The following is a 25,210-nucleotide window of genomic DNA, read 5'->3' on the forward strand; positions in this document are numbered from 1 at the left end:
CGAATAAAACGTATTAATCATGGCTAAAATTGGAACTATTTTACTGATCTGCATGCTGTTCTTTTCTAATCTAAATGCTCAAGATTGGAAGAATCCTGCAGTCGTTGGAATTAATAAAGAAGACCCGCGGGTGTGTTCTGTGCCTTTCGAAAATGAGGAGGCTGCAGGCACTTTCGACTTACAGGAATCAAAGTTCTATGAATCGTTAAACGGCGACTGGAAATTTAATTGGGTACGTAAACCGGCAGATCGCCCCTTGGATTTTTACACCACTAATTTCGATGATTCGAAATGGGGAACCATAAAAGTACCCGGAAACTGGGAGTTGCAGGGTCACGGGATTCCCATGTATATGAATCATCCGTTCGATTTTTCACCCAACAAGCGGCCCGAACCTCCGTTTATGGATTACATCTCGGATGATTATAATCCGGTAGGATCATACCGCCAAACCTTCACGGTTCCCGAAGGATGGGAAAACCGTCAGGTATTTATTCATTTTGGTGCGGTAAAATCGGCTATGTACATTTGGGTGAATGGCGAAAAAGTGGGATACAGTCAGGGCTCAAAAACACCTGCAGAGTGGAATATCTCGAAATACTTGAAGGCAGGTAAAAACACGCTTGCTGTTGAGGTTTATCGCTGGTCGGATGGCTCGTTTCTCGAGTGTCAGGACTTTTGGCGAATTAGTGGTATCGAACGCGATGTTTACCTGTATTCGACGCCGGCTGTTCGGGTTCGCGACTATAAAGTTATCGCCTCGCTCGATGAAAAGTATACCAATGGCGTTTTTAATCTCGAAACTGAAATTGAATCAGCGGCAGGGAAAACTGAAACGGTAAGTGTCGACTACTTGCTGAAGAATGAAACGGAAGAGTTTGGAGGCATCGTTGTTTTAAAGTTGAAAGATGGGAAAGGTGTCGGTTCGGTTAACGCCGAAATTGCAAACGTTAAGAAATGGTCGGCAGAGCATCCAAACCTTTATGATTTATTCATCACCCTAAAAAACAAAAAGGGTGAAACATTGGAAGTGCACAGCTCGAAAGTGGGATTCCGCACATCTGAAATCAAAAACGGTCAGTTGTTGGTAAACGGTAAAGCTGTTTTGGTGAAAGGTGTCAACCGTCACGAGCACGACCCAATTACCGGGCACTACATCACTCGCGAACGAATGGAAGAAGACATTCGACTGATGAAACAGTTCAACATCAACTCGGTTCGCACCTGCCATTATCCGTCCGATCCCTATTTTTATCAGCTTTGCGACCAGTACGGAATTTATATTTGCAACGAAGCGAATATTGAGTCGCACGGAATGGGAGCGGCTCAGCAAGCACCATATAAATTGCCTCATATTGCCGATCTGCCCGAATGGGAGCTCACCCACCTCGACCGGATAAAACGCATGTATCAGCGCGATAAAAACCATCCTTCGGTCATTGTTTGGTCACTCGGAAACGAAGCGGGTGATGGTTGTAATTTTGAAGCCGGGTATGCCTGGTTGAAGGCCAACGATTACCGTCCGGTTCAGTTTGAACAAGCCAGTTTGCGAAATCATACCGACATTTTTTGCCCCATGTATGCTACCAAGTGGGAACTGGAAAACTACGCGCTGCAACCCGGAATTTATCGCCCTGCAATCTTGTGCGAATACGCTCATGCCATGGGAAATAGTGTCGGTAATTTGAAAGATTACTGGGAAACGATCGAGAAATATCCGGCCCTTCAGGGTGGTTTTATCTGGGACTGGGTTGACCAGGGAATTGCTGCCAAAAATGATGCCGGCGAAGACTATTATGCCTATGGTGGCGATTTGGAACCTGAAGGTTCGCGCAACGACAACAACTTCTGCTTAAACGGGTTGGTTGGCCCCGATCGCAAGCCAAATCCGCACATTTACGAGGTGAAAAAAGTGTATCAGAATGTAAGTGTGGCAGCAGTCGATGTCGAAAAAGGCCTTTTCGCAATTCACAATAAATTCTTCTTTTCAAACCTGAACGAATACGATTTCAGCTACGAAATTCTGGCTGATGGTAAAATAATTGAAACAAAAGTAGTTGGTTCGTTGAGTGTTGAGCCGCAAACGAAAAAGGATGTTGAGATTGCCCTGAGTGCCGTTAAAAATGACGGACGCGAGTATTTCGTCAATTTCTATTTCAAACAAAAAGAAGCGAGCGACTTGCTGCCCACCGGACATATAGTTGCTGCCGAACAAGTTCTGTTGAAAACCGGCAAAGCAAAACCGGCCGGTGAAAACGCGGGCGAATTGCAAGTAACCGAAAACGATTCGGAGATTTCGATAATAGCCGGCGAAACGATGGTGACGTTCAGCAAGGCGGAAGGAACGATTCAACACTTAAGATTTCAGGAACAGACGTTGATTTCGCAAGGCCCAAAACCTGATTTCTGGCGTGTGCCAACCGACAACGACTACGGTTATGGCATGGTGAAGAACCGGGGAGTTTGGAAAGTTGCCAATGAGAATTCAACCGTTGAAAAATTTGAGGTGGAGAAAGTTGCTGCAGGAAAAGTGATTGTGAAAATTGAAAAGCAATTGCCTAAAGTCAACCTGACGTATTTCACCGAATATCATGTTCTTGCTTCTGGAGTTATCGAAGTGAAAAATTCAATCGTACATGCGCCGAACGTGAAAAAGCCAAACATTCCGCGAGTTGGTAACGAACTGGTAATCGATGCCTCGCTAAAAAATGTGGAGTGGTACGGACGCGGCCCATGGGAAAACTATGTTGACCGTAAATCGTCCGCATTCGTAGGTATCTACGAAAATACGGTTGATGGCCTTTATTTCCCCTACATCCGCCCGCAGGAAAACGGATATCGTACTGATGTTCGCTGGGTGAAATTCCAGAACGATAAAGTTGGAATGACGATAACCGGCGATGATGTTTTGTGTTTTGGCGCGCAGTATTATAAGAAAAGCGACTACAACAACGAGGTGGATAAAAAAGACTATATGCAGCACCAGTTCGACCTTAAAAAGCGCGGTGAAATCTATCTGAACATCGACTACGGAATGATGGGTGTTGGTGGCGATAACAGCTGGGGCGACGAACCACATTTAATTTATCAGCTTTTACCACATGAATATAGCTATGGTTATACCATTCAACCCTATCGTGTGAATGAATAAAATGAGGATTGAAAAATATATAATTCTATTGGTTGTTGTGATTGTAGCTTCAGTCACAACAACCAAAGCCCAACAACCAAAGCCCAATTTTATAATCATTTTAGCCGATGATTTGGGCTTTGGCGATTTGAGCTTAAACGGAAGCTCCCAAATTCCTACGCCTAACATCGATCGCCTGGCTCAGCAAGGAGTGAACTTTACCAATGGCTATGTCTCGGGCCCGGTTTGCAGCCCCTCGCGTGCCGGAATTATCACCGGCAGAAATCAGGTTAGCTTTGGGCACGACAATAATTTGGCCGAAGTTCAACCCGGTTTTGATGAACAATACAATGGTCTTCCACTCACAGAAACAACAATTGCAAGCCGGCTCAAAAGTTTAGGATACACAACCGGACTGATCGGAAAATGGCATTTGGGCAATCGGGCTCAATTTCACCCACTAAAAAGAGGGTTCGACGAATATTGGGGATACACCGGTGGCGGGCACGACTATTTTGTGTCGAAGCCGGATGGTGAGGGCTACGAGTGCCCGATTGAGTGTAATTATAAAACGCCCGAGCCACTAACTTACATCACCGACGACAAGGGAAGCGAATGTATTCAATTTATAGAAAGGCATAAAAAGGAGCCGTTTTTTTTACTTGCTTCCTTTAATGCTCCCCACGCTCCAATGCAGGCAACTGCGGACGATTTGCGTCTTTTCGACCATATAAAAGAGGCTAAACGACGAAACTATTGTGCGATGGTTCATCGGCTGGATGTAAATGTTGGCCGCATCATGCAAGCACTGAATGAACAAGGATTAGCTGAAAATACCCTGGTGGTTTTCCTAAGCGACAATGGTGGCCCCTGCGATCAGAATGAATCGATCAACGCGCCGTTTAACGGCCAAAAAGGAATCCTGCTCGAAGGTGGCATTCATGTTCCGTTTATTATGCAATGGAAAGGCGAATTGCCTGCCGGTACGAGCTACGAAAATCCGGTGTGGTCGCTCGATCTGGCGGCCAGCTTTTTTGAACTGGCCGGAGGAACGGTAACCGAAAACGTTCAGTTTGATGGTGTAAATCTTATGCCGTTTTTGTTGAATGAAAAAAGCGGCCAACCTCACCAAACCATCAATTGGCGCTTCACCATCAGCGCTGCCATTCGCGAGGGAAACTGGAAGTTAGTTCGTTTGCCCGACCGTTTGCCGTTGCTTTTCGACCTTTCAACGGATATTTCGGAACAGAACAATGTGGCACTGCAAAACATCGACATTACAGAATCTTTGTTGAAAAAACTGGGCCACTGGGATGTGGCTCAACCTCATCCTGTATTTCTTGAAGGTGCCGTTTGGAAGAAACGTCAACTTCAATTGTACGACAGAAGCTATTTGCTAACTCAACCCGAAAATAAGTAGTTGACTAATCCGAACGAATTGGGTTGACTTTTTTAAAACTGATTTTAAAGATCAACATATCAATTAAACCACTAATAATGAATAAATTTCACCATACTTTGAATCGACTAAAACCTGGCTTATTCGCACTAATTATGTGCGCCATGTTTCATCTTCAGTCGGGTGCCCAAACCGGCTTTGGCGAAAGTCAGTTGTTGAACAACGATTGGTATTTTACGCTCAGCAATCCTGACAAGGCAGAAACTGCGGATTTCAGTCACGAAAAATGGCGAAAGCTTGATTTGCCCCACGATTGGAGTATTGAAGCTCAGCTCAGTCCTTCGTTGTCCAGTTGTACCGGTTACTTGCCCGGTGGAATTGGATGGTATCGCAAAACACTCGATTTTTCAAATCTTCCGGCAGATAAAAACGCCTACCTGTATTTCGAGGGGGTTTACAACCGCAGCGAGGTTTACATTAACGGTCAACTGGCGGGGAACCGTCCCAACGGTTACATTTCGTTTTGTTACGATATTACACCGTTCATTAATCGCTCCGAAAACAATGTTGTGGCAGTAAAAGCAGACCACAGCCTGTCTGCCGATTCGCGCTGGTACACCGGCTCTGGTATTTACCGCGACGTCTACCTAATCACTTCCGGCAAAGTTCATTTCAATCAGTGGGGGGTAAGCTATACTACACCGCTGGTGAGCGAAAAAAAGGCGACTGTTCAGGTAAAGATGGAGGTGAAAAACGAATCAGCCGAAACTCAGAAGTTGCAACTGGTGAGTTTCCTGATTGATTCGAAAGGTCAGGAAATAGCCCGTTCGAAAGAAACTATTCAGGTTCAACCGAATTCGTTAGCCAATGGAATATCGGAGTTGACGGTAAAAAATCCGGTGTTATGGGACTTGGGTAATCCAAATCTGTACCTGTTGGAAACGCAAATTGAACGTGATGGAAAAATCATCGATCGAACAAAAACAGCGGTAGGAATTCGAAGCATTCATTTTGATGCCAATACGGGCTTTTCGTTGAACGGGGAAGGAATGAAAATAAAAGGCGTTTGCATTCATCATGATGCCGGTTGTTTGGGAAGTGCCGTGCCCAAAGAAGTTTGGAAACGTAGATTGAAAACCCTGAAAGAACTGGGCTGTAACGCCATTCGAATGAGCCACAACCCGCAAGCGCCCGATGTGTACGATTTGTGCGACGAGCTTGGCCTGTTGGTGATGGATGAGGCTTTTGATGAATGGGAATTTCCGAAACGAAAGTGGATAACCGGATGGAACAAAGGCGAACCGGGCTACGAAGGTTCGTACGATTTTTTTGAAGCGTGGAGCAGCCGCGATTTAGCCGACATGGTGAAACGCGACCGCAACCATCCGTCGATCATCATGTGGAGCATTGGCAACGAAGTGGACTACCCGAACGATCCGTATTCACATCCGGTGTTGGAGCACGGAAGAATAAACCAGAAGGTGTACGGTGGCTACCTGACTGATCATCCGAAAGCTGAGCGATTGGGAGATATTGCCAAGCGTCTTTCCTCGGAGGTTCGCAAACACGATACATCGCGTCCGGTAACTGCTGCCCTGGCCGGGGTAATCATGTCGAACGAAACCGAATATCCTGGATGTCTGGATATTGCCGGATACAATTACACCGAAAATAGATACCATCTGGATCACGAAACCTATCCCGATCGGGTAATTTACGGAAGTGAAAACGGGCATAATATGGAGGCCTGGAATGCGGTGAAAAACAATGATTTTATTTCCGCGCAGTTCCTTTGGACCGGGATTGACTATTTGGGTGAATCGGGCGCCTGGCCCGCACGCGGAGGAAATGGTGGCCTGCTAAATTATGCAGGTTTTGTAAAGCCGCGGGGCCATTTTCGAAGTGCTCTGTGGAACGAAGAACCGGTTGCTTACGTTGGAACATCGACAAGGAACGGCGATGTTAAAAACCTGATACGTGAGGCATGGCCGGTTTGGAATTACGAAAAGGGGGAACCGGTTAAAATCCTCGGTTTCACAAATTCACCCAAAGCAAAATTACTGGTAAACGGGAAGCAAGTTGGCGGGCCACTGGAGTACAATAAGGAAACAGGCGTATTTTTATGGGAAATACCATTTGAAGCCGGAACGCTGGAGTTGGTTGGTTTGGACGACTCCGGGAATGAGGTCGTTCAATCAGAAATTAAAACATCAGAAAGACCACATGCAATCGTAAGCCAGCCGGATACGGAAACAATTGACCGCAACAAAGGGGTGGCACAGGTGGAAATCAGCATTGTCGATGCAGCCGGAATTCCGGTGGTTCTTGCCGATAACGAAATTACCTGCACCATTAGCGGCCCTGGCAAACTATTAGGACTTGAAGCCGGTAACGACCGTGATATGGGCGATTACACCGATCATGTGCAACGAGTATATAAAGGAAAGTTAATTGCTTATATTCAGGCCACAGGAATGAACGGAAACATTGAAGTTGAGTTTAGCTCGCCATGGTTGTCGGGCACAAAATGTATCATAAAAGCACTTTAAAATGATGAAAATTTCTAATCTGTACCCAATCATCGCAGCCATGGCGCTTGTCGCATGTAAATCGTCAACAAGTGCACAAGCTGAAAAGAGCGAGCCGAAGCAACCAAATATCATCTACATCCTCGCCGATGATATGGGGTACGGCGATTTAAGCTGCTACGGGCAAACAAAGTTTAAAACACCCAATATCGATCGTTTGGCGCAGGAAGGCATTCGTTTTACCAACCACTATTCGGGCAGTACCGTTTGTGCTCCGTCGCGCGGATCACTGATGACCGGAAAGCACACCGGCCATGCTTTTAGCCGCGGAAACAAGGGAGTGCCGGGCAATAAGGGCGATTTCCCACTTATAGCATCTGAAATAACGATAGCCGAAGTGTTGAAAAGCGCCGGCTATGTAACCGGAATGTTTGGCAAATGGGGACTCGGTTATCCCGGCTCTGAGGGGGCACCCAACAATCAGGGCTTCGACGAATTTTTCGGTTACCTAAATCAGGCCCTGGCGCACAATTACTATCCCTACCATCTTTGGCACAATAGCGAAAAAATTATCTTGGAAGGAAACGCCGGGCAAGATCAAAACCAGTATGCGCCCGAACTGATTCATAAAAAAGCCATGGAATTTCTGGAGGAAAACAAGGACCAACCTTTTTTCATGTATTATCCATCAATAATTCCTCATGCTGAATTGTTTGCACCAGAAACCTACTTGGCAAAGTACCGCGGAAAACTGCTTCCTGAAAAGGAATATGCCGGAAAGGACGAAGGAAAAGGGTATAAAACCGGAGGCTATGGATCGCAAACAGAATGTCATGCGGCTTTTGCAGCCATGATTAATTTGTTGGATGACCAAGTGGGAGAGATCGTTGCCAAAGTGAAAGAGATGGGCATTGCTGAAAACACGATTATTATCTTCTCGTCGGACAATGGGCCACATGCCGAAGGGGGCGCCGACCCGGACTTTTTTAACAGCTCAGGTGGATTGCGAGGAATTAAGCGAGATCTGTACGAAGGGGGAGTGCGTGTGCCAATGATTGTGAGCTGGCCAGGTACAATTGAAGCCGGTTGCGAAACCGATCATATTTCTGCCTTTTGGGATGTACTGCCAACCATTGCTGCTCTGGCCAAACAAGAAACTCCAGAAGCTATCGACGGCATTTCATTTTTACCCGAACTTTTAGGGAAAGAACAGCCCACACACAACCATTTGTACTGGGAATTTTACGAACGCGGAGGCAGACAAGCTTTACGCAAAGGAAACTGGAAAGCAGTTCGTTTAAATGTACACACGGATTATGACAGAACTCCCATCGAACTGTACAAACTGGATGAAGATCTGACGGAATCGGATAATGTGGCTGAACAGTACCCTGAAGTTGCAGCTGAAATGCTGGAGCTGATGAAAGAATGCCATAGTCCATCGGAGAATTACCGGTTTGAAACGGAGTAACTGGATGACTATGGGAATAAAAAGTCCATGCGAGTTACTTGGTGTTTTTGTTTTATAGACTTCATGCTCCGGCGATAATCCGACCGGGTTCGAATTTATTGAGGTTCATGGCAAAAACATATCTCTTTCAGATGGTGTGAAAAACTGTATTCAGCCCTTAAAAACAGCCACAAGGAGAAGGTTGTTTGACAACATGATTCAACTGGAAATTGTCCATGGTTATATTTGTTTCAGGGCTATTTTGTTACTTGTAACAGTGAACATATAGCTGTTTTGAGCAAAGAAACAGTTTTTTATTTCACCAATAAATAATCCACGATTGCCGAATGTATCATTGTCATTTCAAGCTTTTTTTTCAGCCTGTAGCCGTTCTATTTCCTGTAGAATCAGATTTGCTTCCGCAACTTTCTCATCGCTGGCTTTTCGATTGGTGGTTGACAGCTTGTACGATTCCTCAAGTAAGTCTTGATACTTTTTGTCCAAAACTTCAATTTTCGATTTCTTCTTAAAAAAACTAAACATGGTCTGCATTTTTAAAGATTTATACTGGATATTCCACCATCGACTGCAATAATTTGTCCGGTAATCCACGATGACTGTTCTGATTAGGCAAACTTTTCAGTGTTTAATGATTTGAGTTGATATTTAAACAAAAAAACAAGCAGAAAAGTTTATCTCTTTCAGTATTGCGCTCGCATTCTCCGAATGAATTAAGCTTATGGTTTGGTTCACCAATCGGTTTTGTGGTGTAAGTGCAAGAGAGTTAGCTATTGCAGAACAGCAAAAGCAATAGATAACGAGTACGGTCGGGAGAGTGGGACGCAAATTTTTGACGGTATTCGGCGGGATCGAAACCTGGAATAACAAAAGGAAAATACAGTCGGCTATAGGATGCAAAACAATAAATTAACCTATGCAACTGTTTGAAATTCAGAGACTAGTTGCGTTGCTCGCAACTGGCCGCACCGATTTTCCGGCATATCCATACGACGGGCTATGATGCATTATGAACCACAAACCTGTCCACTATTCTTAAATTCTTTAACGGTCATGCCATAAACCTTCTTAAACGAGCGAGCTAAATGGCTGCTGTCGGTAAAATTTAATTGCCAGGCAATTTCTTTCAACGACAGATCGGTATGCAGTACCTTGGTTTCTACCAGTCGCAATTTCGATTTTAAAATATATTCGGCTAGGCTTTGACCAGCCTGCTTTTTAAAATACTCAGAGAAATAGGTCTTAGAAATACCGAATTTATCGGCCAAAGCAGGGATGCTGAGTTTATTGCTGTCGGAAATATGTGTGTTGATGTAGCGTACTATTTCGCCAAAACGATTATCCGTATTATTGGCGTGGTCGACGTATTTTTTCTCAATGCTGCGGGCGAGAATGTTCAAAATAGAGGCCACTGCTCCGGTAATTATCGAGTCGGAGTAACTATCGCGGGCAAGGTATTCCTGATAGATCAGTTTTATATTGTTGACGATAAATTGCCTCTCCCGTTCTGTCGAAATAATGTCGCCCGGAACTTTATTATAGTTGGCGATGATGTAGGCAATTTTGTCAAACCAGGCATTATAATCGGCCAATCGGTCGTTCGATAAAAAGTAGTGGTCGGTAAAGCGAATAAAGTAAAATTTTGAAGGCTCATTAATTTTAAACGAATGACAATCCAAGGGGGGAAGGAAGAAAATGTTTCCCTGATTATATTCAAACTTGTGCTGATTTATACACTGCGAACCGGATCCTCTTTCTACATAAACAATTTCAAAGAAGTTGTTTTTTCTTGGCCGTTTCTCCCATGATTCAAGCTCTTCAATATGAATTTCAAAAAGTTGACTAATCGATTCTGTTTGCATTGTATTATTATCGGTTAATTTGTGGCTAAAATAGGTAATTTACTGCTCTAGTACCAATTATTGGCAGTGCAACTCGTATGGAAACCAATTTTATTACCGCGTTTTCCGCTAATCGTACAATTTCGAAGGCGGCAGTTAGCTCTATTCTGACGGGTAGGAATACAATCGGAAAGTTTTTCGATACCAATGTGTTGCTTCAACCCACATTCGGCGAAGCAAAAAAGCTGAAAAACGCACCGGTTATTGTGGGTTTTCAGCTTTCATTTATCAGCTGTTTATCCAGCTCTTAAAGGCAGCCGCTTTGGCTTGGCTGATGATAATCTTTTCTTTAGGATCGGTTTTTAGCCGAACAGCAAGTTTGCCTCCAAAGTAGCTTTCAAACTGATCCACTGCTTCGATGTTTAGAATCGTTTGTCGGTTGGCTCTGAAGAACATAACCGGGTCGAGCTCCTGCTCGGTTTTGTCGAGCGATTGGCTGATAATATGGTGCTTGTTGTCGAAGGTTACCGCTGTGGTTACGCGATTGTCGGAAACAAAGTGGGCGACATCCTTCACATCCAGTTTCATGAACGAATCGTTTCGCGAGATCATAAATCGCTGGCGGTAAACTGTTGGTTTCGACAGGAGTTTGGCCAGATGCTGGTAGTCGAAAAACTGGTTCGACTGCTGTTCGATGAATTCCAGCAATTGCTCCAGCTTAAGAATGGCACGTTCCAGTTCGCGGGCTTTAATGGGTTTAAGCAGATAGTCGATGCTGTTTTGTTCGAAGGCTTTGAGCGCGAACTCGCTGTATGCCGTTGTGAAGATGATGCCGCAAGTAATTTTAATTTCGCTGAAAATGTTGAAGCAGTTCCCGTCGGCAAGTTCAATGTCCATGAAAACCAGATCGGGCTGTTCGTGGCTGTTAAACCAGTCAACCGTTTCTTCAATCGATTTCAGATGGGCCAGCATTTTCCATTCGGGTCGCAATTCCAGAAACAAATCCCGAAGCATTTCGCCACTTCGGATTTCATCTTCAACGATGATAAAAGTCTTGTGTATCATAGCTATTCCTTTATTTCTCCGGTTAGTAATGGTAGCCTGACAATGAATTTTTCGTTTTCATTTTCAATTTCAACGGGCATTGTTGTTAATAATTGATACCGATCAATCAGATTCTTTAAACCGGTTTTGGTAGAATAAGACGATTGTTTAAGTTGAAGGTTGTTTTCAACAATAAGGTGTTTTTCGGTACAATAGATGTTGATGTGTAAGGGCGAGCCATCGCTGGCAATATTGTGTTTAATGGCATTTTCGACCAGTATTTGCAGGCTTAACGGTGGTACCATATACTTGCTGTGGCAAGGTGAAACTTGCAGCTGCAACCCATCGCCAAGGCGCTCGCGATGCAGGTCGACAAAGGTGCTGATAAACTCAATCTCCTTTGAAACGTGCACCAGCAGCGTATCTTTCGTGAGCAGTACGTAGCGGTAAACATCCGAGAGGTTTTCGGTGAAAGCGATGGCTGCTTCCCGGTCTTGCCGAATAATGGCAATCAGTGTACTCAAACTATTAAAAAGAAAGTGCGGATTCATTTTATCCTGCAACGACAGGTAACTCATTTCCAGTTGCTGTTGCTTGAGCCGCTCATTTTCGATGGTGAAACTGCTTAGACTTTGGTGGTAGTTGTAGGCGATTAGCATAACAACAAAAATGAATACAATTAATACTCCGATCATAAGGCCTCCAGCGTGCACAAGCGGTGTTACCATAAGTGCATCGGGTAGTAAAAATGGCACCAGAAAAGAAGCCAGCAGTTTTGCGAGCACCAGCCATGGAATGGTGAACAGGAAAAGCCAGATAACTCTTTTCCTCGTGTGCGTATGCCATGGAAGGCGGTTGCCTACCATTCTGTCGAAGATAAAAATCCCTTCACTAATGAAAATGAACATGCCAATGGAGAAAAAGTAGGCTACGACCGAATTGTGAGGTTTCAGTTTAAGAACTAGTACCAAAAACAGGTTTACGATTGTGCCCAACAGCACCTCGATCAAAATTCTGCTTCCAAAATGCACCGATATTCTGCAATTATTCATTTCATTGGTGTTTCAGTTTCAAATGTAAGCGGGCAAAATGGTTTTTCCAATCCGCCCGCTTTGTTTAAGCTTTTTTAGTTTGAAGCCGAAATTGAATTCAGCATTCCGATACCCTTTTGATAGGCCGTTTTCGCTATTTCCAAATTAGTCAAAGCTTCAACTTTATTCGATTCGGCGCGTTGCCAGGCTGCCTGTGCGTTCAGCAGGTCGGTAGTTGTATTCAGGCCGGCTTCATAGCTTAACGCAACTTCTTCAAGGCTTTCCTGTGCCTGTGCGCACGACTTTTGCGCCAGCACAATGGTTTGGTAGGCTTCCTGAACTCTAATGGTCAGGTTGCTGACTTCCAGTTGAATAAGCTCTCGTGAATTGTCGTACTCAAGCTTTGTTTTTTCCTGGTCGAGGCTGGCAGCAGCCAGTTTGTGCTTGCGTTCTTTCCAGTGAAAAACCGGTAGCGACACCTGAGCGACAGCCATCGTATTCCAGCTGTCGAAATCAAGGTTGGGGCTGTTAAGGTAACTGTAACTGATTTGCGCACCAACCGTTGGCTTGTATTCGCCTGCTGTATTTTGCTTGCTGAGTTCTGCAATTTTGATCTGGTCTTCCATGATCAGGAGTTCCTTGCGGTTTATCGAGGCTTTCGCCCACGCATTGTCCATGTTCGGCAATGGCATGTTTTCGGCGAGCTGTCCATCCAGACGGATGTCTTCTTGCAAGGGCAATCCCATAAGCTGGCAAAGACGCATTTTTAAGATTGAAAGACCGTTGTTTGCACGCAAGAGGGCAAGTTCTGCATCATTTTTCTGAACAGATACTTTTAGCTGTTCACTTTTCGGACTAAGTCCGAGTTCGTACATGGTCGTGAGTTGATCCTCAAGGCTATCCATCATGGCGACATAAATTTTTGCCACTTTGATGTTTTCTTCCAGAGCTACCAATTGCCAAAAAGCTTCATCGGTTGATTGGATGACTCTGTCGCGTTCGAGTTCAAGCGCGTTTTGCGACATATTCACTCCCAGATCGGCCATTTTATTGGCGTTTCGGATTTGCCCTCCGGCATAAATCGGAATCGTGAGAGCCAGCTGAGCCTGGTACAAACTCAGTTTTTCGGTGTTAAGGCTTAGTCCGGGGAAGTAAGCTTCGCTGTCGCCGGTGGTATTGCCATCGGCATCAGCGGTTGGGAGAAACATGCCCGGAATTTCGATGTCATCCAACGAAGGCAAATAAGTTGCCGAAGCGGTTCCGTCGAGGGCAGGGAGGTAGGCTGTACGAGCTAACTTTTGGTTAGCCTGTGCCTTTTGCGCGTCAACTCCTGCCATTTGCAGGCTCTTGTTGTAGTCGATTGCTAAATCCCTGCATTCTTGCAACGTTAAAACGCGCTGGCCTTGTGATTGTAGGCCAATTAGCAGGAGAAATATGATGATGTATCGTTTCATTTAAAATCGGTTTAAGAATCACCGTCACCCTAAAAGCGACGGTGAATTCGATTAAATAGTATGAAAGGAAAGCTGATTATTCCTCTGTATGATGTAATTGTCTGGTGTCGATTCGGTAAAACAGCGCGTAGAGCACCGGAACCACCAACAGGGTGATCAGAGTACCGAAAAGCAGACCAAACATGATGGCGATAGACATGGAGCTAAACATCTCGTCCCACAACAGCGGCAACATCCCCAGGATGGTTGTCAGCGAGGCCATCACTACCGGGCGAACACGCGATACGGTAGCGTCAACAATAGCGTGCAGCTGGTTTTTACCTTCTTCGAGCTGTATGTTGATTTCATCGAGCAGAACTACCGCGTTCTTAATCATCATCCCCAATAAACCAAGCGTACCTACGATGCTGAAGAACCCGAAGCTCGTATTCGTAACCAGTACCCCAATTGCCACTCCTACAAAAGCCAATGGCATAATCATAAAGATGATAATGGGCTGCCGGAAATTATTAAACAGAGCAACCACAATGATAATCATCAGCAGCATAGCCAGCGGAAAGTTTTCTGCCAACCCGGCGTTTGCTTCGTTGCTCGACTTAAATTCGCCCAGCCATTCGCGGGTGTATCCCGTTGGTAAAGGTATCTCATCGATTGCCGGACGGAGCTCGGCCAAAACTTCGGTTGCCGTGATATCGGTTTTTGGTTCGCACTGCGCCTTAATGGCGCGTTGGCCATCGTAGCGTCTGACGATCGAATTATTCCACTGAATTTCGATGGAATCTGTCAGTTGCGCAAGCGTTACACTCGACGCGGCATTGGCCGACCATACCGGCAGGGTTGGCAGCAGGCTCATGTCATCGTTCAGCGTTTGATCGAGCTTCAGCATGATTGGCAGCTGGTACTCGCCATCGTAAAATACGCCAACGGGTGCGCCGGTTGATGCAACGGCCAGAGCATTCGCCACATCAGAGCGGTTAATCATAAGTCCACGTGCCTTTTCCTGAGAGTAGTAGGGGGTCAGAATTTTTTCTTCGTTGCGCCAGTCGTTGGTCACAAAATCAGTGTTCTCACTGGCTTTCATGATGCTTTCAGCCTGAACCGCAAGTTTTCTTAAAACCTGGTCGTCGGGACCCGAAAATTTCACTTCAATTTTGTAGTCACCACCAATGGCCTGGTACGGACGCACGCGGGCTTCGGCCTGAGGGTAGTTTTCGCGAACATGATCCTGTAGGCGGGCTCGTACGTCGAAATCGTATTCTTTGTCTTTCAAGGCAATAATCAACTCACCGTACGATGGGCTCAGCGATGCCACGGGGCGCATTAGTGTGTAGCGAGCCGGAGTGGCACCCATTGATGTTACGATATAGTCAATTTCATCCCATTGGCTAATTTCCTGGTAGATATCGCTCAGGTCTTTTTCTACCGCTGAAATATCTTTTCCCTCGGGCAATCGGTATTCCAGCAAAAACTGATCGGAAGTTGCTACCGGGAAGAAGTCCATTTTGGCAAAGCTGAATGCCCAGATGGTTGCAACAAACACGACGGTAACCATAGCTGCCGTAACTGATTTATGCCACAACAAGAATTGCACAGCTTTTTTGATGCCTTGGTAGAACGGACTGGCAAGATGATCTTTTTCGTTCTCTTCGCCATCCTTCTTCTCCCGGTAAAAGAACTGGGCCATAAAGGGGGTTTGAATCATCGCCAGAATCCAGCTGACAAACAACGAAATAGCTAATACATAAAACAGCGGGCGAAGGAACTCACCGGCTCCGGTTGTGTTAAAGGCCAGTGGCATAAACGCCAGAATAGCAACCAGGGTAGCGCCAAGCAACGGTGTGCCCGATTTTTTAGCCGTATTGAGAAATGCCTTCGAACGGTTCATTCCACGTTCCAGGTCGATCAATATGCCGTCGGCAACCACAATGGCATTGTCAACCAACATTCCCATGGCAATAATAATGGCAGCCAACGAAACCCGGTGAATTTCCACGCCAACCATGTTCATTAAAATGAAGGTGGCCAGAATGGTAAACAGAAGTCCGCTGGCGATCAGAAGTCCGGCCCGGAATCCCATAGCAATCAGCAATACCACAATCACAATCAATACCGATTCAATCAGGTTGATTAGGAAGTTGTTGATTGATTCATCCACTTTAACGTGTTGGTAAAAAACCGGATGCATATCGATACCCACAGGCAAATCCTGTTGTATCAGCGCCATCTCGGCTTCAATCACTTCTCCCAGTTTCAGAATATTGCCGCCTTTCTCCATGGAAAGGGCAAGGCTCATCGCCTCCTTGTTGTTATACTTTAATTTTGTGTAATACGGATCTTGTTTTTCCCGTTCAATGGTGGCAATATCGCCCAGACGATAGCGGTTGCCATCAGGCAGTTTCACCTCGAAATTCCGTATTTCCTCCAGACTTTGAAATTTGTTGCCAATGGTCAGGCGAATACGTTCGTCGCCGGTATGAACATTGCCGGCATTAACCAAGGTTCCCTGATCGTTAAAAAACTGGAAGAACATTCCCGGGTTGATGCCGATTGTGGCAAAATAATCGTTGTTGAATTTGATGTTGATCACTTCCTGTGTCGCACCATATTCTTCAATCCGTTTTACGCCTTTTATGCCCAATAAACGTTGTTTGATGTCGTTCACTTTGCGTCTAAATTCCAGCTCGTCGTACCCATCGTTGGTAATAGCGAAGAAAATACCGGACACATCGCCGAAATCGTCGTTTACGATTGGAGCGTAGGCACCTTGCGGCAGACTGCTGCTGGTATCGTTCACTTTCCGGCGCAGGTGATCCCATAATTGGGGAAGGTCGGCCGTTTTAACACCGGACTTGATATTAATAGTAATTTGCGACATTCCCGGCGTGGATTTCGACTCGAGAAAGTCGATATTTTCCAGCCGCTGAATGGCTTTTTCAAGCACATCAGTTACTTCTTTTTCCACCTCTTCGGCACTAGCGCCGGGGTAAACGGTAGTTACTACAGCTGCCTTAATCGGGATCTCAGGGTCCTCCAGCTTTGGCAGTGCGTCGAAGGACATAATTCCTCCTACGATCAGAGCAAAAAAGACGAAGTATAATACCGCTTTTTTGGATAGTATATTTTCTAACATAGATGAATTTTCAGAGGATTACAGACCCAATATCTTCACTTGCTGGTTTTCAACCAGGCTGTTTACACCGGCGATTACGACCAGCTCGTTTCCCGAAATTCCGGTCTTTATTTCAACCAGTCCATCGTTGAGCAGGTTGCCCAATTCTACCGGTTGGCTTTTGGTTACCAGAGCGTTGGCATCTACAGTCCAGATGTGCGGTTTCTCGTTGGTATAATAAACAGCGGCCAGCGGGATGGTGATTGCCTGCTGTTGCGCACGTTCGGCAACCACGGTGATGCGGGCTGTCATGCCGGGTTTCAGGTGTTGTCCGCTTACATTAGGCTGGATGCGAACTTCATATTGGTCGGTTTCATTCGATTTTTGATTCACCGAAAGCAATTTGGCGGCTACTCTTTTTTCACCGTTTACGTTGAAGTCGCAGTAAAAATCGGAGGCCTTTTGAACGGTAGCCAACAAGCTACCCGGGATGTTAAAACGAATTTCCAGATTGTCAAGATCAATCAGGGAAACAATAGCCTGTCCGGAACCTACGTTTTCGTAGTTTTCGACATGTCTTTTTGAAACATACCCGCTGAATGGGGCAGTCAATCGCGTGTCTTTCATGGCATTTTCGGCAGCTTCGTACTGACTTTTAGCGGCCAGATAGCCAGCTTCCAGTCGTTCGAGCGTGTTTACAGGCAATTTGTTTTTGTCGAATAGCTGTTGGTACCGTTCATATTCTCCTTTAGCCTGATGGTATTGAGCTTTAGCCCCATCCAGACGAATCTGGTAGTCACGCGGATCAATCTCCGCGATTACCTGACCGGCTAAAACTTTATCTCCTTCATTTACTTTTAATTTGAGAAGCTGACCGCCCACTTTGAAGGCCGAGTTTATTTCCCGGTTTTCCTTAATCTGCCCGCTGAAACTTAAACTTTCATTAGATTCTGTCGGGTTGACTTTGGCTACCTTCACCATGCGCGGCTTTGCTTCCACGGTTGTTTTCTGTTTGCACGAGGTCATCATGGCAATGAGGCTCAGCAAGATTCCTAAACTAACTAAATGTCCCTTCATAATTTCTATCTATTTTCTTGTTATCTATTTTCTATTCTGGGGCGCTAAAGTAGATTAGGATTGTATGAAAGGCGATAAAAAAGTGCATGAAGCCAGAAAAATAATGAATGAATTGAGATTTTAGATGAGTAAAATAATGTCCAAATTGGGTTGAATGACCTCATTTTTGCATCGTTGCAATTTATAGCAGCCGAAATTGATTTACAATTTCAGCGCGAATACCGATCAGTAGAGGATTAGAAGTTTTTATTTCCCAATTTTTATACTAGATTTCAATTTTATATGCCGTACGTGAACGAAACCCCGATGATTTAATGAAAAGCATTCCGGAAGTACAATTTAGAAGCGAGAAGACAACTCAGGTAAATGATTTTGAGTTTGTTGCTCTTGAGGACTTGATGTCGGCGATTGCGAAACCCAGAGATCATAATCCGTATCAACCGCACCGCCTGGGTTTTTTCGTTATCCTGATTATAACCGAGGGAGAAGTAAATCATATTGTCGATTTCAAAATTCACACCTTGCGTGCCGGAGATGTTATGGTGATGTCAAAAGGACAGATACATGCTTTCGATGAATTTTCGAAATACAAAGGTTATTTGGTACTTTTTACTGAAGCGTTTATGCAAAAATATATGGCTCAGTCAACCATTGCTCAGATTAACCATCTGTACAACTATTTTCTCCGACAGGAGAAAATCTCCAATCCGTATCACAACCACATTATTCTGCGTGTGTTGAATGAGGAGTTAAAAAGCAATTCACCATCGCTGCCCAATATCGTAGGTTCAATAATCAGTATTTACCTGCTGAAACTGAATGAAGAAAACAATCGTTCAACGGTGGTTTCAATTGACAACAAAAACCTGGATTTCTTTAGCCATTTTAAACAGCTACTCGAAGAACATTTCTCAAAGACCCGCGATGCCAAAGCATATGCATCTGAATTGTCGATCTCCTATAAACATCTGAATGAAGTTTGTAATGAAATTGCAAACGTTACAGCAAAATCATTTATCGACAGGTATGTGATTCTTGAAGCCAAACGAATGTTGGTTTCCACTTCGCTTTCAGTAAAGGAAATCGCTTTTAAACTTGGGTTTGATGAACCAACCAACTTTCTTAAATATTTTAAGAAACACACCAACATAACCCCCGTGGAATTTCGAAATACATTGGCCTAGGTTATAGATTTACCATCCAATTGCTACAATTAACCTTTTCCGCTTGTCGCGTTCATTTCATCTTTGCACACATCAATTAAAACAGGTTAGAAATGAATCAGATAACCATTTTGGGAGCCACAGGTTTGGTGGGCAATAATCTCTTGGCAAAAGCCATCGGCAGGGGATATAAAGTCAAGGTTTTAGTTCGCAACAGCCATAAATTGAAGGGTCTTACACCACAAGTAGAAGTAATCGAGGGCAACTATTTCGATAAAGGAAAACTAAAGCAAGCATTGGAGGATTCGGTTGCAATTCTGTCAACGATTGGTCCACCCCTCAGCAATGGGGTAACTGCCACCGATGAAACTAACTACATCAACTCGATGGCTTATATGATCGAGCAAATGGAAGCCAATCACCAGTTTCGTTTGATTAGTATCTCCGGAGCCGGAATCGTGTTGCCGAACGAGAATTTGCCATTAGCACGAAAACTGATGCGTGTGATGCTGAAAACGACCTCTAGAACAACTGTTAATATTAAAGATAAGGAGCTTAAATTGTTATTTGAGAGTGGTTTGAATTGGACTAATATTCGCCCGCCAATGATAAAAGAAGTCGTTGATGGAGCGTTTACGGTTGATGAGAATAAGTTTCTGGGGATGGCCGTCGATGTTAATCAGCTGACAGATTTTATGCTGGATGAAATTGACAATAAAAGGTGGCTGAAAAAGGCTCCGATTGTCGCCACGAAATAACAGGACGCAAAATAATTTAGAAATGCATGCGACTATCGAAATAGTTCCCATTTTTGAAAAACCATATAAACGCTCATACTCATTGAAAAATAATACCATGATTTCAGAAAAAACAGTGCTTAGAATCTGTTTGCCCATTCTCTTTCTATTGTTTTTTGCACAAACACGAGCGCAAGAAAAATATACAATTAGCGGTAAAATTACCGATGCCTCAACCGGCGAAGATTTAGTTGGAGCGACGATTTATGAACAGGGAACAACAACCGGCACAATTACGAACAACTACGGGTTTTATTCGCTCACACTACCAAGCGGGACGCGCGAAATTCAGATCACTTATGTTGGCTACAGGTCCATCTCAAGCAAAATCGATCTGGGCGAAAATGTCAGTCGTAGTTTTAAACTTATACCCGCCGAAACCGACCTGGCGGAAGTTGTGGTTACTTCAGTTAAAAAAGACCGGAATGTAAGCTCGACAGACATGGGGGTGGAGCGACTGGATGTTAAAGAGCTGGAAACCATTCCGGTGCTTTTAGGCGAGAAAGATGTGCTGAAGACCATTCAGCTGCTACCAGGGATCAGTGCCGCTTCTGAAGGCGGCAGTGGGTTTACTGTTCGTGGCGGATCGATCGATCAAAACCTGATTCTGCTCGATGAAGCTCCGGTTTATAGTTCGTCGCACCTGATGGGTTTTTTCTCCGTCTTCAATTCCGATGCGTTAAAAAATATGGCGGTTTACAAAGGCGGCATTCCTTCGCAGTATGGAGGTCGGGCATCATCGGTTCTGGACATTACCATGAAAGACGGGAACAATCAGAATTTCTCGGCATCAGGGGGGATTGGGCTGATCTCGTCGCGGCTTACACTCGAAGGGCCAATCATCAAGGACAGGATGTCATTCATTGTATCGGGGCGTCGAAGCTATGCCGATTTGATTGGCAAAGCAGCTGGCTTTTTTGACAATGGAATGACGCTCTATTTCTACGATCTGAATGCTAAACTCAATTACACTATTAACGACAATAACCGCGTTTACCTTTCGGGATATTTCGGGAAGGATGATTTCGGATTTGAAGATGTGGGAATGAGTTGGGGGAATTCAACCGGCACCATTCGATGGAACCATTTGTTTAGCAGCAAGTTGTTCTCGAATACCACTGCCATATACAGTAATTATGATTATGGATTTAATGTGGATGATGATATTGAAATGAGTTCAGGCATTGAGGATTTCGGATTGAAACAGGATTTTACCTGGTATTCAAACCCTAAAAATACCTTGCGATTCGGATTCAGTTCAACCTATCATACTTTCAACCCGGGCAAATTGTTGTTTGACAATGTTGAAAGTGACGAAATTATTCTGGAGAAGAAACAGGCAATCGAAAGTGCTTTGTACCTTTCAAATAATCAAAAATTGACGGATCGGCTTTCTGCTGAATACGGAGCCCGGTTGTCGATGTTTAACCAGCTGGGAGCCGGTTGGAGCAATCAATATGATGAGAATAACGTGAAAATTGATTCGACTTTTTATGAAAGCGGAGAATTGATGGAAACTTACCTATCGTTCGAACCACGAATCTCATTGAATTATCTGTTAGGCAGCAGTAGTTCTGTAAAAGCTTCATTTAACCGGATGGCACAATATCTTCATCTATTGTCGAACAGTACTTCGGGGCAGCCAACCGATACCTGGATGCCAAGTACACAAAACATTAAACCAACCATCGCCTCGCAGTATGCGGTTGGGTATTTCCGCAACTTTAACGACAATACCTATGAATTTTCGGTGGAAGGATACTACAAGGACATGCAGAACGTGCTCGACTACGAAGACGGAACGGATGTATTGCTGAATGAAAATATTGAAGCCAATATTCTATCCGGTACCGGACGAAGCTATGGTGCCGAATTTTATCTGAAGAAAAAGGCTGGACGGTTGAACGGATGGTTTAGCTACACCCTTGCACGTACCGAAAACAGGATTGACGGAATTAACGATTCTGACTGGTATCCGTCTAAATACGATAAAACACACGATTTTTCAATTGTCGCGAACTATCAAATCAATCAACGCTGGTCGGTATCTACTTCATGGGTCTACTATACCGGTAACGCGGTTACTTTTCCCAGCGGAAAATATGAGTACGATGGTCAAATCTTGCCCTATTATACGGAGCGAAATGGCTACCGGATGCCCGACTATCATCGCCTCGATTTAAACTTTCATTTGAAAGGGAAGAAAACGAAAAAATATGAATCGAGCTGGGACTTCTCCTTCTATAACCTGTATAACCAGAAAAATGCCTATACCATTAATTTCGAGGAAAGTGAAACAGTTCCCGGAACCACCGAAGCAGTTAAATTAAGCTTATTTGGCATTGTGCCGGCAGTAACCTGGAATTTCAAATTTTAAAACGACTCGGCATGAATACCAAATATTATCCAACGATCGACACCATAAAATGCGATGGTGATGCTGCATGCACCCGCGTATGTCCAAACGGTGTTTTTTCAATTCGCGAAATTACTGACGATGAGAATAGGCAGTTACCGTTTTTAGGTCGGCTAAAAACAAAAATCAAAGGAAGGGCAAAGTCATTTGTCATCCATCCTGAGTCGTGCATTGGCTGTAACCTGTGCGTTACAAACTGCCACGAAAATGCCATTAAATTATCATCCATCTACAATCTATAAAAGATGAAAAAATTGACACAACAGTATACAAGCCTGAAATACCTGGCGCTGATTGTTTTTGCGTTCCTTTCCGCTTCGTGCGAGGAGGTAATTGAAATCGATTTAAATAGTGCATCTCCTAAATTGGTTGCTGAAGGTTTAATCGAAAAAGATTCGGTTGCCTGGATCAGACTCAGTTATACGACCGATTATTTTGCAACCGACCAGACCACTTATGCCGAAGATGCAACCGTTGTTTTATACGATCAATCAGGAAGGTCAGAAAAACTGAATTATTACGGAGATGGTTTGTACAAAGGCGAAATTTTAAAGGGAAAGGTGAATGAGGACTATCGCATAAGCGTTGAAGAATCCGGGAGTACCTATCAGGCGGCGACCCGGCTGATGGCTCCATCAAAAATCTATTCCGTAAGCTTCGAAGAGCAGGAAGCCAAACGTCCGGGTGAAACAACGAGTAACTATGAGTTAACGATCAATTTCAGCGATGATCCGGAGACTGATAATTACTATCTCATCAAATTTTGGATAAACGATACCTTGTACGCCGACAATTACATTTACCTGAAAGATAGTTATTATACCACCGATAAGGTGGTAGAGTATTCACCATTTCGGATTGAATTCGAACAAAACGATCGGGTGTTCGTAAAATTGTACTCGATCGACGAGGATTCTTACACCTATTTTAATCAGCTAAATGATATTTCAGGTTCAGAGATGGGAGGTTCATCTACGCCGTATAATCCTCAATCAAACTTTGGCTCCGATGTTCTGGGCTATTTCATGGCAACCTCACATGATTCGATAAGTGTGATTGTTCGGTAACAGCTGCATAGTGGCGAAGCTCCTCTGTTGGGGACGAAACCGGATTTTCACTTCCGAAACAAACCACCACCGGAAAAGGGCATGATTTACCATTTCTGGTTTCAGATCTACCTTTTGCAGGTCGCTAATGTGCAATACTTTTGCTGTGAACAAGAAATGGATTTAAATATAACACCGTGAAAAGAATCACTTTAGTACTTATTCTGGTTTCTGTTATAAGTCTGGGACGAGTTGTTGCGCAACACGATACAGAGGCCACCCGTCTCCTAAAAGAGCAGAACAACGAGTTTGTTCCTGAAATATTCAAATTTGACAAAAACGTTTGGTTTGCCGTTGGTTACGACGTAAGTAACATTGCTATGATTGAAGGCGAGACCGGAATTATCATCGTGGATGCCGGTATGTCACCAGTCCGGATGGAAACACTTCGTTTGAAGTTTCGCGAAATAACCGACAAACCTATAACAGGGATTATTATTACCCACGGGCATGGCGACCATTATGGGGGAATTCAGGCTTTTTTAAACGAAGGAAGCAATCCTCAGGTTTGGGGACGAAAGACGACTCAAGACGAGAATGGCGGTTTTAGCATCGAAGCAAATGTGGCAAAAGAAGCCGGTTTAACTTATGGAAATGTTCGCGGCGCACGGCAAGCCGGGGTTATTCTTCCCGATTCCATTCATATTAACAATGGAGTTGCTGCACGCCCCAATAAGCAAGAAACAATGTTTACCCGTGGAAAAGAAACAGCAGCTTTCACTATCACGCATTTCTTTACAGAGGAACGAAAACTCATTGAAATTGATGGTGTGAAATTTGAGCTCGTTGCCGCCACTGGCGAAACCTACGACAACATGTATGTTTACATGCCCGAAGAAAAAATCCTCTTTTGCGGCGACAGCTATTACAAATCATTCCCAAATCTTTATACCATCCGTGGTTCGCAATACCGCGATGTGCAAAGCTGGTACGAAAGCATCGATAAAATGCTGAGCGAAGAAGTTGACTATTTACTGCCCGGTCATACCCGTCCGGTAGTTGGTAACGAAAATGTAAAAGAAACCCTCAGCAATTACCGCGATGCCATAAAATTTGTGTTCGACAAAACCATTGAGGGCATGAACAAAGGACTGACACCCGACCAGTTGGTTGAGTCTGTGAAACTACCGGAAAACTTGGCGTCGAAGCCTTACCTGGTCGAGTATTACGGACGTGTTGATTGGGCTGTACGTGCTATTTTTGAAGGGTACCTCGGCTGGTTCGATGGGAACCCGGTAAACCTGAATAAGCTCGCTCCGAAGCCGGAAGCTGAACGAATGGCTAAAATGGCCGGGGGAAAAGATAAACTTCGGGCGATTGCAATTGAGGCATTCGAAACCGGTGATTTTCAATGGTCGGCTCAATTGTGTGATTATCTGCTTGCTCTAAACAACAATGACAACGAAATAATTAACCTGAAAGCAGATGCCTTAATGGAAATTGCCAAAACGATGGTAACGGCTACCGGTCGGAATTATATGAATAGCTATGCCATTCAGCTGTGCAAAGGGTTCGGAAAATAGAGTTCTATTTGTACCTGGCAGCCTGTAATCAAAATGGTTCCGGAACTGTCAACAGATGGTATTCCGCGAATTAAACATTTGGTTAACAGGACTATTTCACGAAGTGAACACTTCTCAGTATTAC

General features: G+C 44.4%; 17 protein-coding genes. 10 read left to right on the plus strand and 7 right to left on the minus strand.

Features of this window, described 5'->3' with window-relative positions; translation table 11 throughout:
- The first annotated feature begins 19 nt into the window (after positions 1 to 19).
- From ABZD21_RS02965 to ABZD21_RS02980, 4 genes are all read left to right on the plus strand, one after another.
- Positions 20 to 3,151 (plus strand): glycoside hydrolase family 2 TIM barrel-domain containing protein, encoded by a 3,132-nt coding sequence (locus ABZD21_RS02965; RefSeq protein ID WP_372772797.1) that lies wholly within the window; start codon positions 20 to 22, stop codon positions 3,149 to 3,151.
- Entirely contained in the window at positions 3,144 to 4,550 is a 1,407-nt protein-coding gene (locus ABZD21_RS02970) for a sulfatase-like hydrolase/transferase (protein ID WP_372772799.1), read from the plus strand. The genes ABZD21_RS02965 and ABZD21_RS02970 overlap by 8 nt, the downstream gene beginning before the upstream one ends.
- Before the next feature lie 77 nt (positions 4,551 to 4,627).
- Entirely contained in the window at positions 4,628 to 7,078 is a 2,451-nt protein-coding gene (locus ABZD21_RS02975) for a glycoside hydrolase family 2 TIM barrel-domain containing protein (RefSeq protein ID WP_372772800.1), read from the plus strand.
- Position 7,079: 1 nt separating this feature from the next.
- Positions 7,080 to 8,528, plus strand: coding sequence for an arylsulfatase (locus ABZD21_RS02980; protein ID WP_372772802.1), 1,449 nt, complete (start codon positions 7,080 to 7,082; stop codon positions 8,526 to 8,528).
- Between the two features lie 342 nt (positions 8,529 to 8,870).
- Here ABZD21_RS02980 and ABZD21_RS02985 read toward each other — a convergent pair whose 3' ends face one another.
- The 7 genes from ABZD21_RS02985 to ABZD21_RS03015 all read right to left on the minus strand — a co-directional run bounded on the left by ABZD21_RS02985 (position 8,871) and on the right by ABZD21_RS03015 (position 18,081).
- A complete protein-coding gene (locus tag ABZD21_RS02985) occupies positions 8,871 to 9,050 on the minus strand; it encodes a Lacal_2735 family protein (protein WP_372772803.1) in 180 nt (59 codons plus the stop codon).
- A 482-nt stretch (positions 9,051 to 9,532) separates the two neighbouring features.
- Positions 9,533 to 10,387: an AraC family transcriptional regulator gene (locus tag ABZD21_RS02990; protein WP_372772804.1), complete on the minus strand. Its 855-nt coding sequence runs from the start codon at positions 10,385 to 10,387 to the stop codon at positions 9,533 to 9,535.
- Between the two features lie 267 nt (positions 10,388 to 10,654).
- On the minus strand, positions 10,655 to 11,431 hold the full coding sequence (locus tag ABZD21_RS02995; RefSeq protein ID WP_372772805.1) for a LytR/AlgR family response regulator transcription factor: 777 nt from the start codon (positions 11,429 to 11,431) through the stop codon (positions 10,655 to 10,657).
- A gap of 2 nt (positions 11,432 to 11,433) precedes the next feature.
- A complete protein-coding gene (locus tag ABZD21_RS03000; protein WP_372772807.1) occupies positions 11,434 to 12,462 on the minus strand; it encodes a sensor histidine kinase in 1,029 nt (342 codons plus the stop codon).
- Positions 12,463 to 12,536: 74 nt separating this feature from the next.
- A complete protein-coding gene (locus ABZD21_RS03005; protein ID WP_372772809.1) occupies positions 12,537 to 13,895 on the minus strand; it encodes a TolC family protein in 1,359 nt (452 codons plus the stop codon).
- Between the two features lie 76 nt (positions 13,896 to 13,971).
- Positions 13,972 to 17,025, minus strand: a complete 3,054-nt coding sequence (locus ABZD21_RS03010) for an efflux RND transporter permease subunit (protein ID WP_372772810.1) — start codon at positions 17,023 to 17,025, stop codon at positions 13,972 to 13,974.
- Between the two features lie 18 nt (positions 17,026 to 17,043).
- Positions 17,044 to 18,081, minus strand: a complete 1,038-nt coding sequence (locus ABZD21_RS03015) for an efflux RND transporter periplasmic adaptor subunit (RefSeq protein ID WP_372772811.1) — start codon at positions 18,079 to 18,081, stop codon at positions 17,044 to 17,046.
- Between the two features lie 314 nt (positions 18,082 to 18,395).
- Here ABZD21_RS03015 and ABZD21_RS03020 point away from each other — a divergent pair, with 314 nt between their 5' ends.
- The 6 genes from ABZD21_RS03020 (at position 18,396) to ABZD21_RS03045 (ending at position 25,086) form a co-directional block, all read left to right on the plus strand.
- Positions 18,396 to 19,265 (plus strand): helix-turn-helix transcriptional regulator, encoded by an 870-nt coding sequence (locus tag ABZD21_RS03020; protein WP_372772813.1) that lies wholly within the window; start codon positions 18,396 to 18,398, stop codon positions 19,263 to 19,265.
- 92 nt (positions 19,266 to 19,357) lie between these two features.
- On the plus strand, positions 19,358 to 20,002 hold the full coding sequence (locus tag ABZD21_RS03025) for an NAD(P)-dependent oxidoreductase (protein ID WP_372772814.1): 645 nt from the start codon (positions 19,358 to 19,360) through the stop codon (positions 20,000 to 20,002).
- A gap of 97 nt (positions 20,003 to 20,099) precedes the next feature.
- The gene (locus ABZD21_RS03030) at positions 20,100 to 22,418 is read left to right on the plus strand and encodes a carboxypeptidase-like regulatory domain-containing protein (protein ID WP_372772816.1); all 2,319 of its coding nucleotides are present in this window, start codon (positions 20,100 to 20,102) and stop codon (positions 22,416 to 22,418) included.
- 11 nt (positions 22,419 to 22,429) lie between these two features.
- Positions 22,430 to 22,699: a ferredoxin family protein gene (locus ABZD21_RS03035; RefSeq protein ID WP_372772817.1), complete on the plus strand. Its 270-nt coding sequence runs from the start codon at positions 22,430 to 22,432 to the stop codon at positions 22,697 to 22,699.
- Positions 22,700 to 22,702: 3 nt separating this feature from the next.
- The gene (locus tag ABZD21_RS03040; RefSeq protein ID WP_372772818.1) at positions 22,703 to 23,524 is read left to right on the plus strand and encodes a DUF4249 domain-containing protein; all 822 of its coding nucleotides are present in this window, start codon (positions 22,703 to 22,705) and stop codon (positions 23,522 to 23,524) included.
- Between the two features lie 176 nt (positions 23,525 to 23,700).
- The gene (locus tag ABZD21_RS03045) at positions 23,701 to 25,086 is read left to right on the plus strand and encodes an alkyl sulfatase dimerization domain-containing protein (protein WP_372772819.1); all 1,386 of its coding nucleotides are present in this window, start codon (positions 23,701 to 23,703) and stop codon (positions 25,084 to 25,086) included.
- The last annotated feature ends 124 nt before the right edge of the window (positions 25,087 to 25,210 follow it).

The sequence above is a fragment of the Mangrovibacterium sp. genome (assembly GCF_041596335.1).
Lineage (GTDB): Bacteria > Bacteroidota > Bacteroidia > Bacteroidales > Prolixibacteraceae > Mangrovibacterium.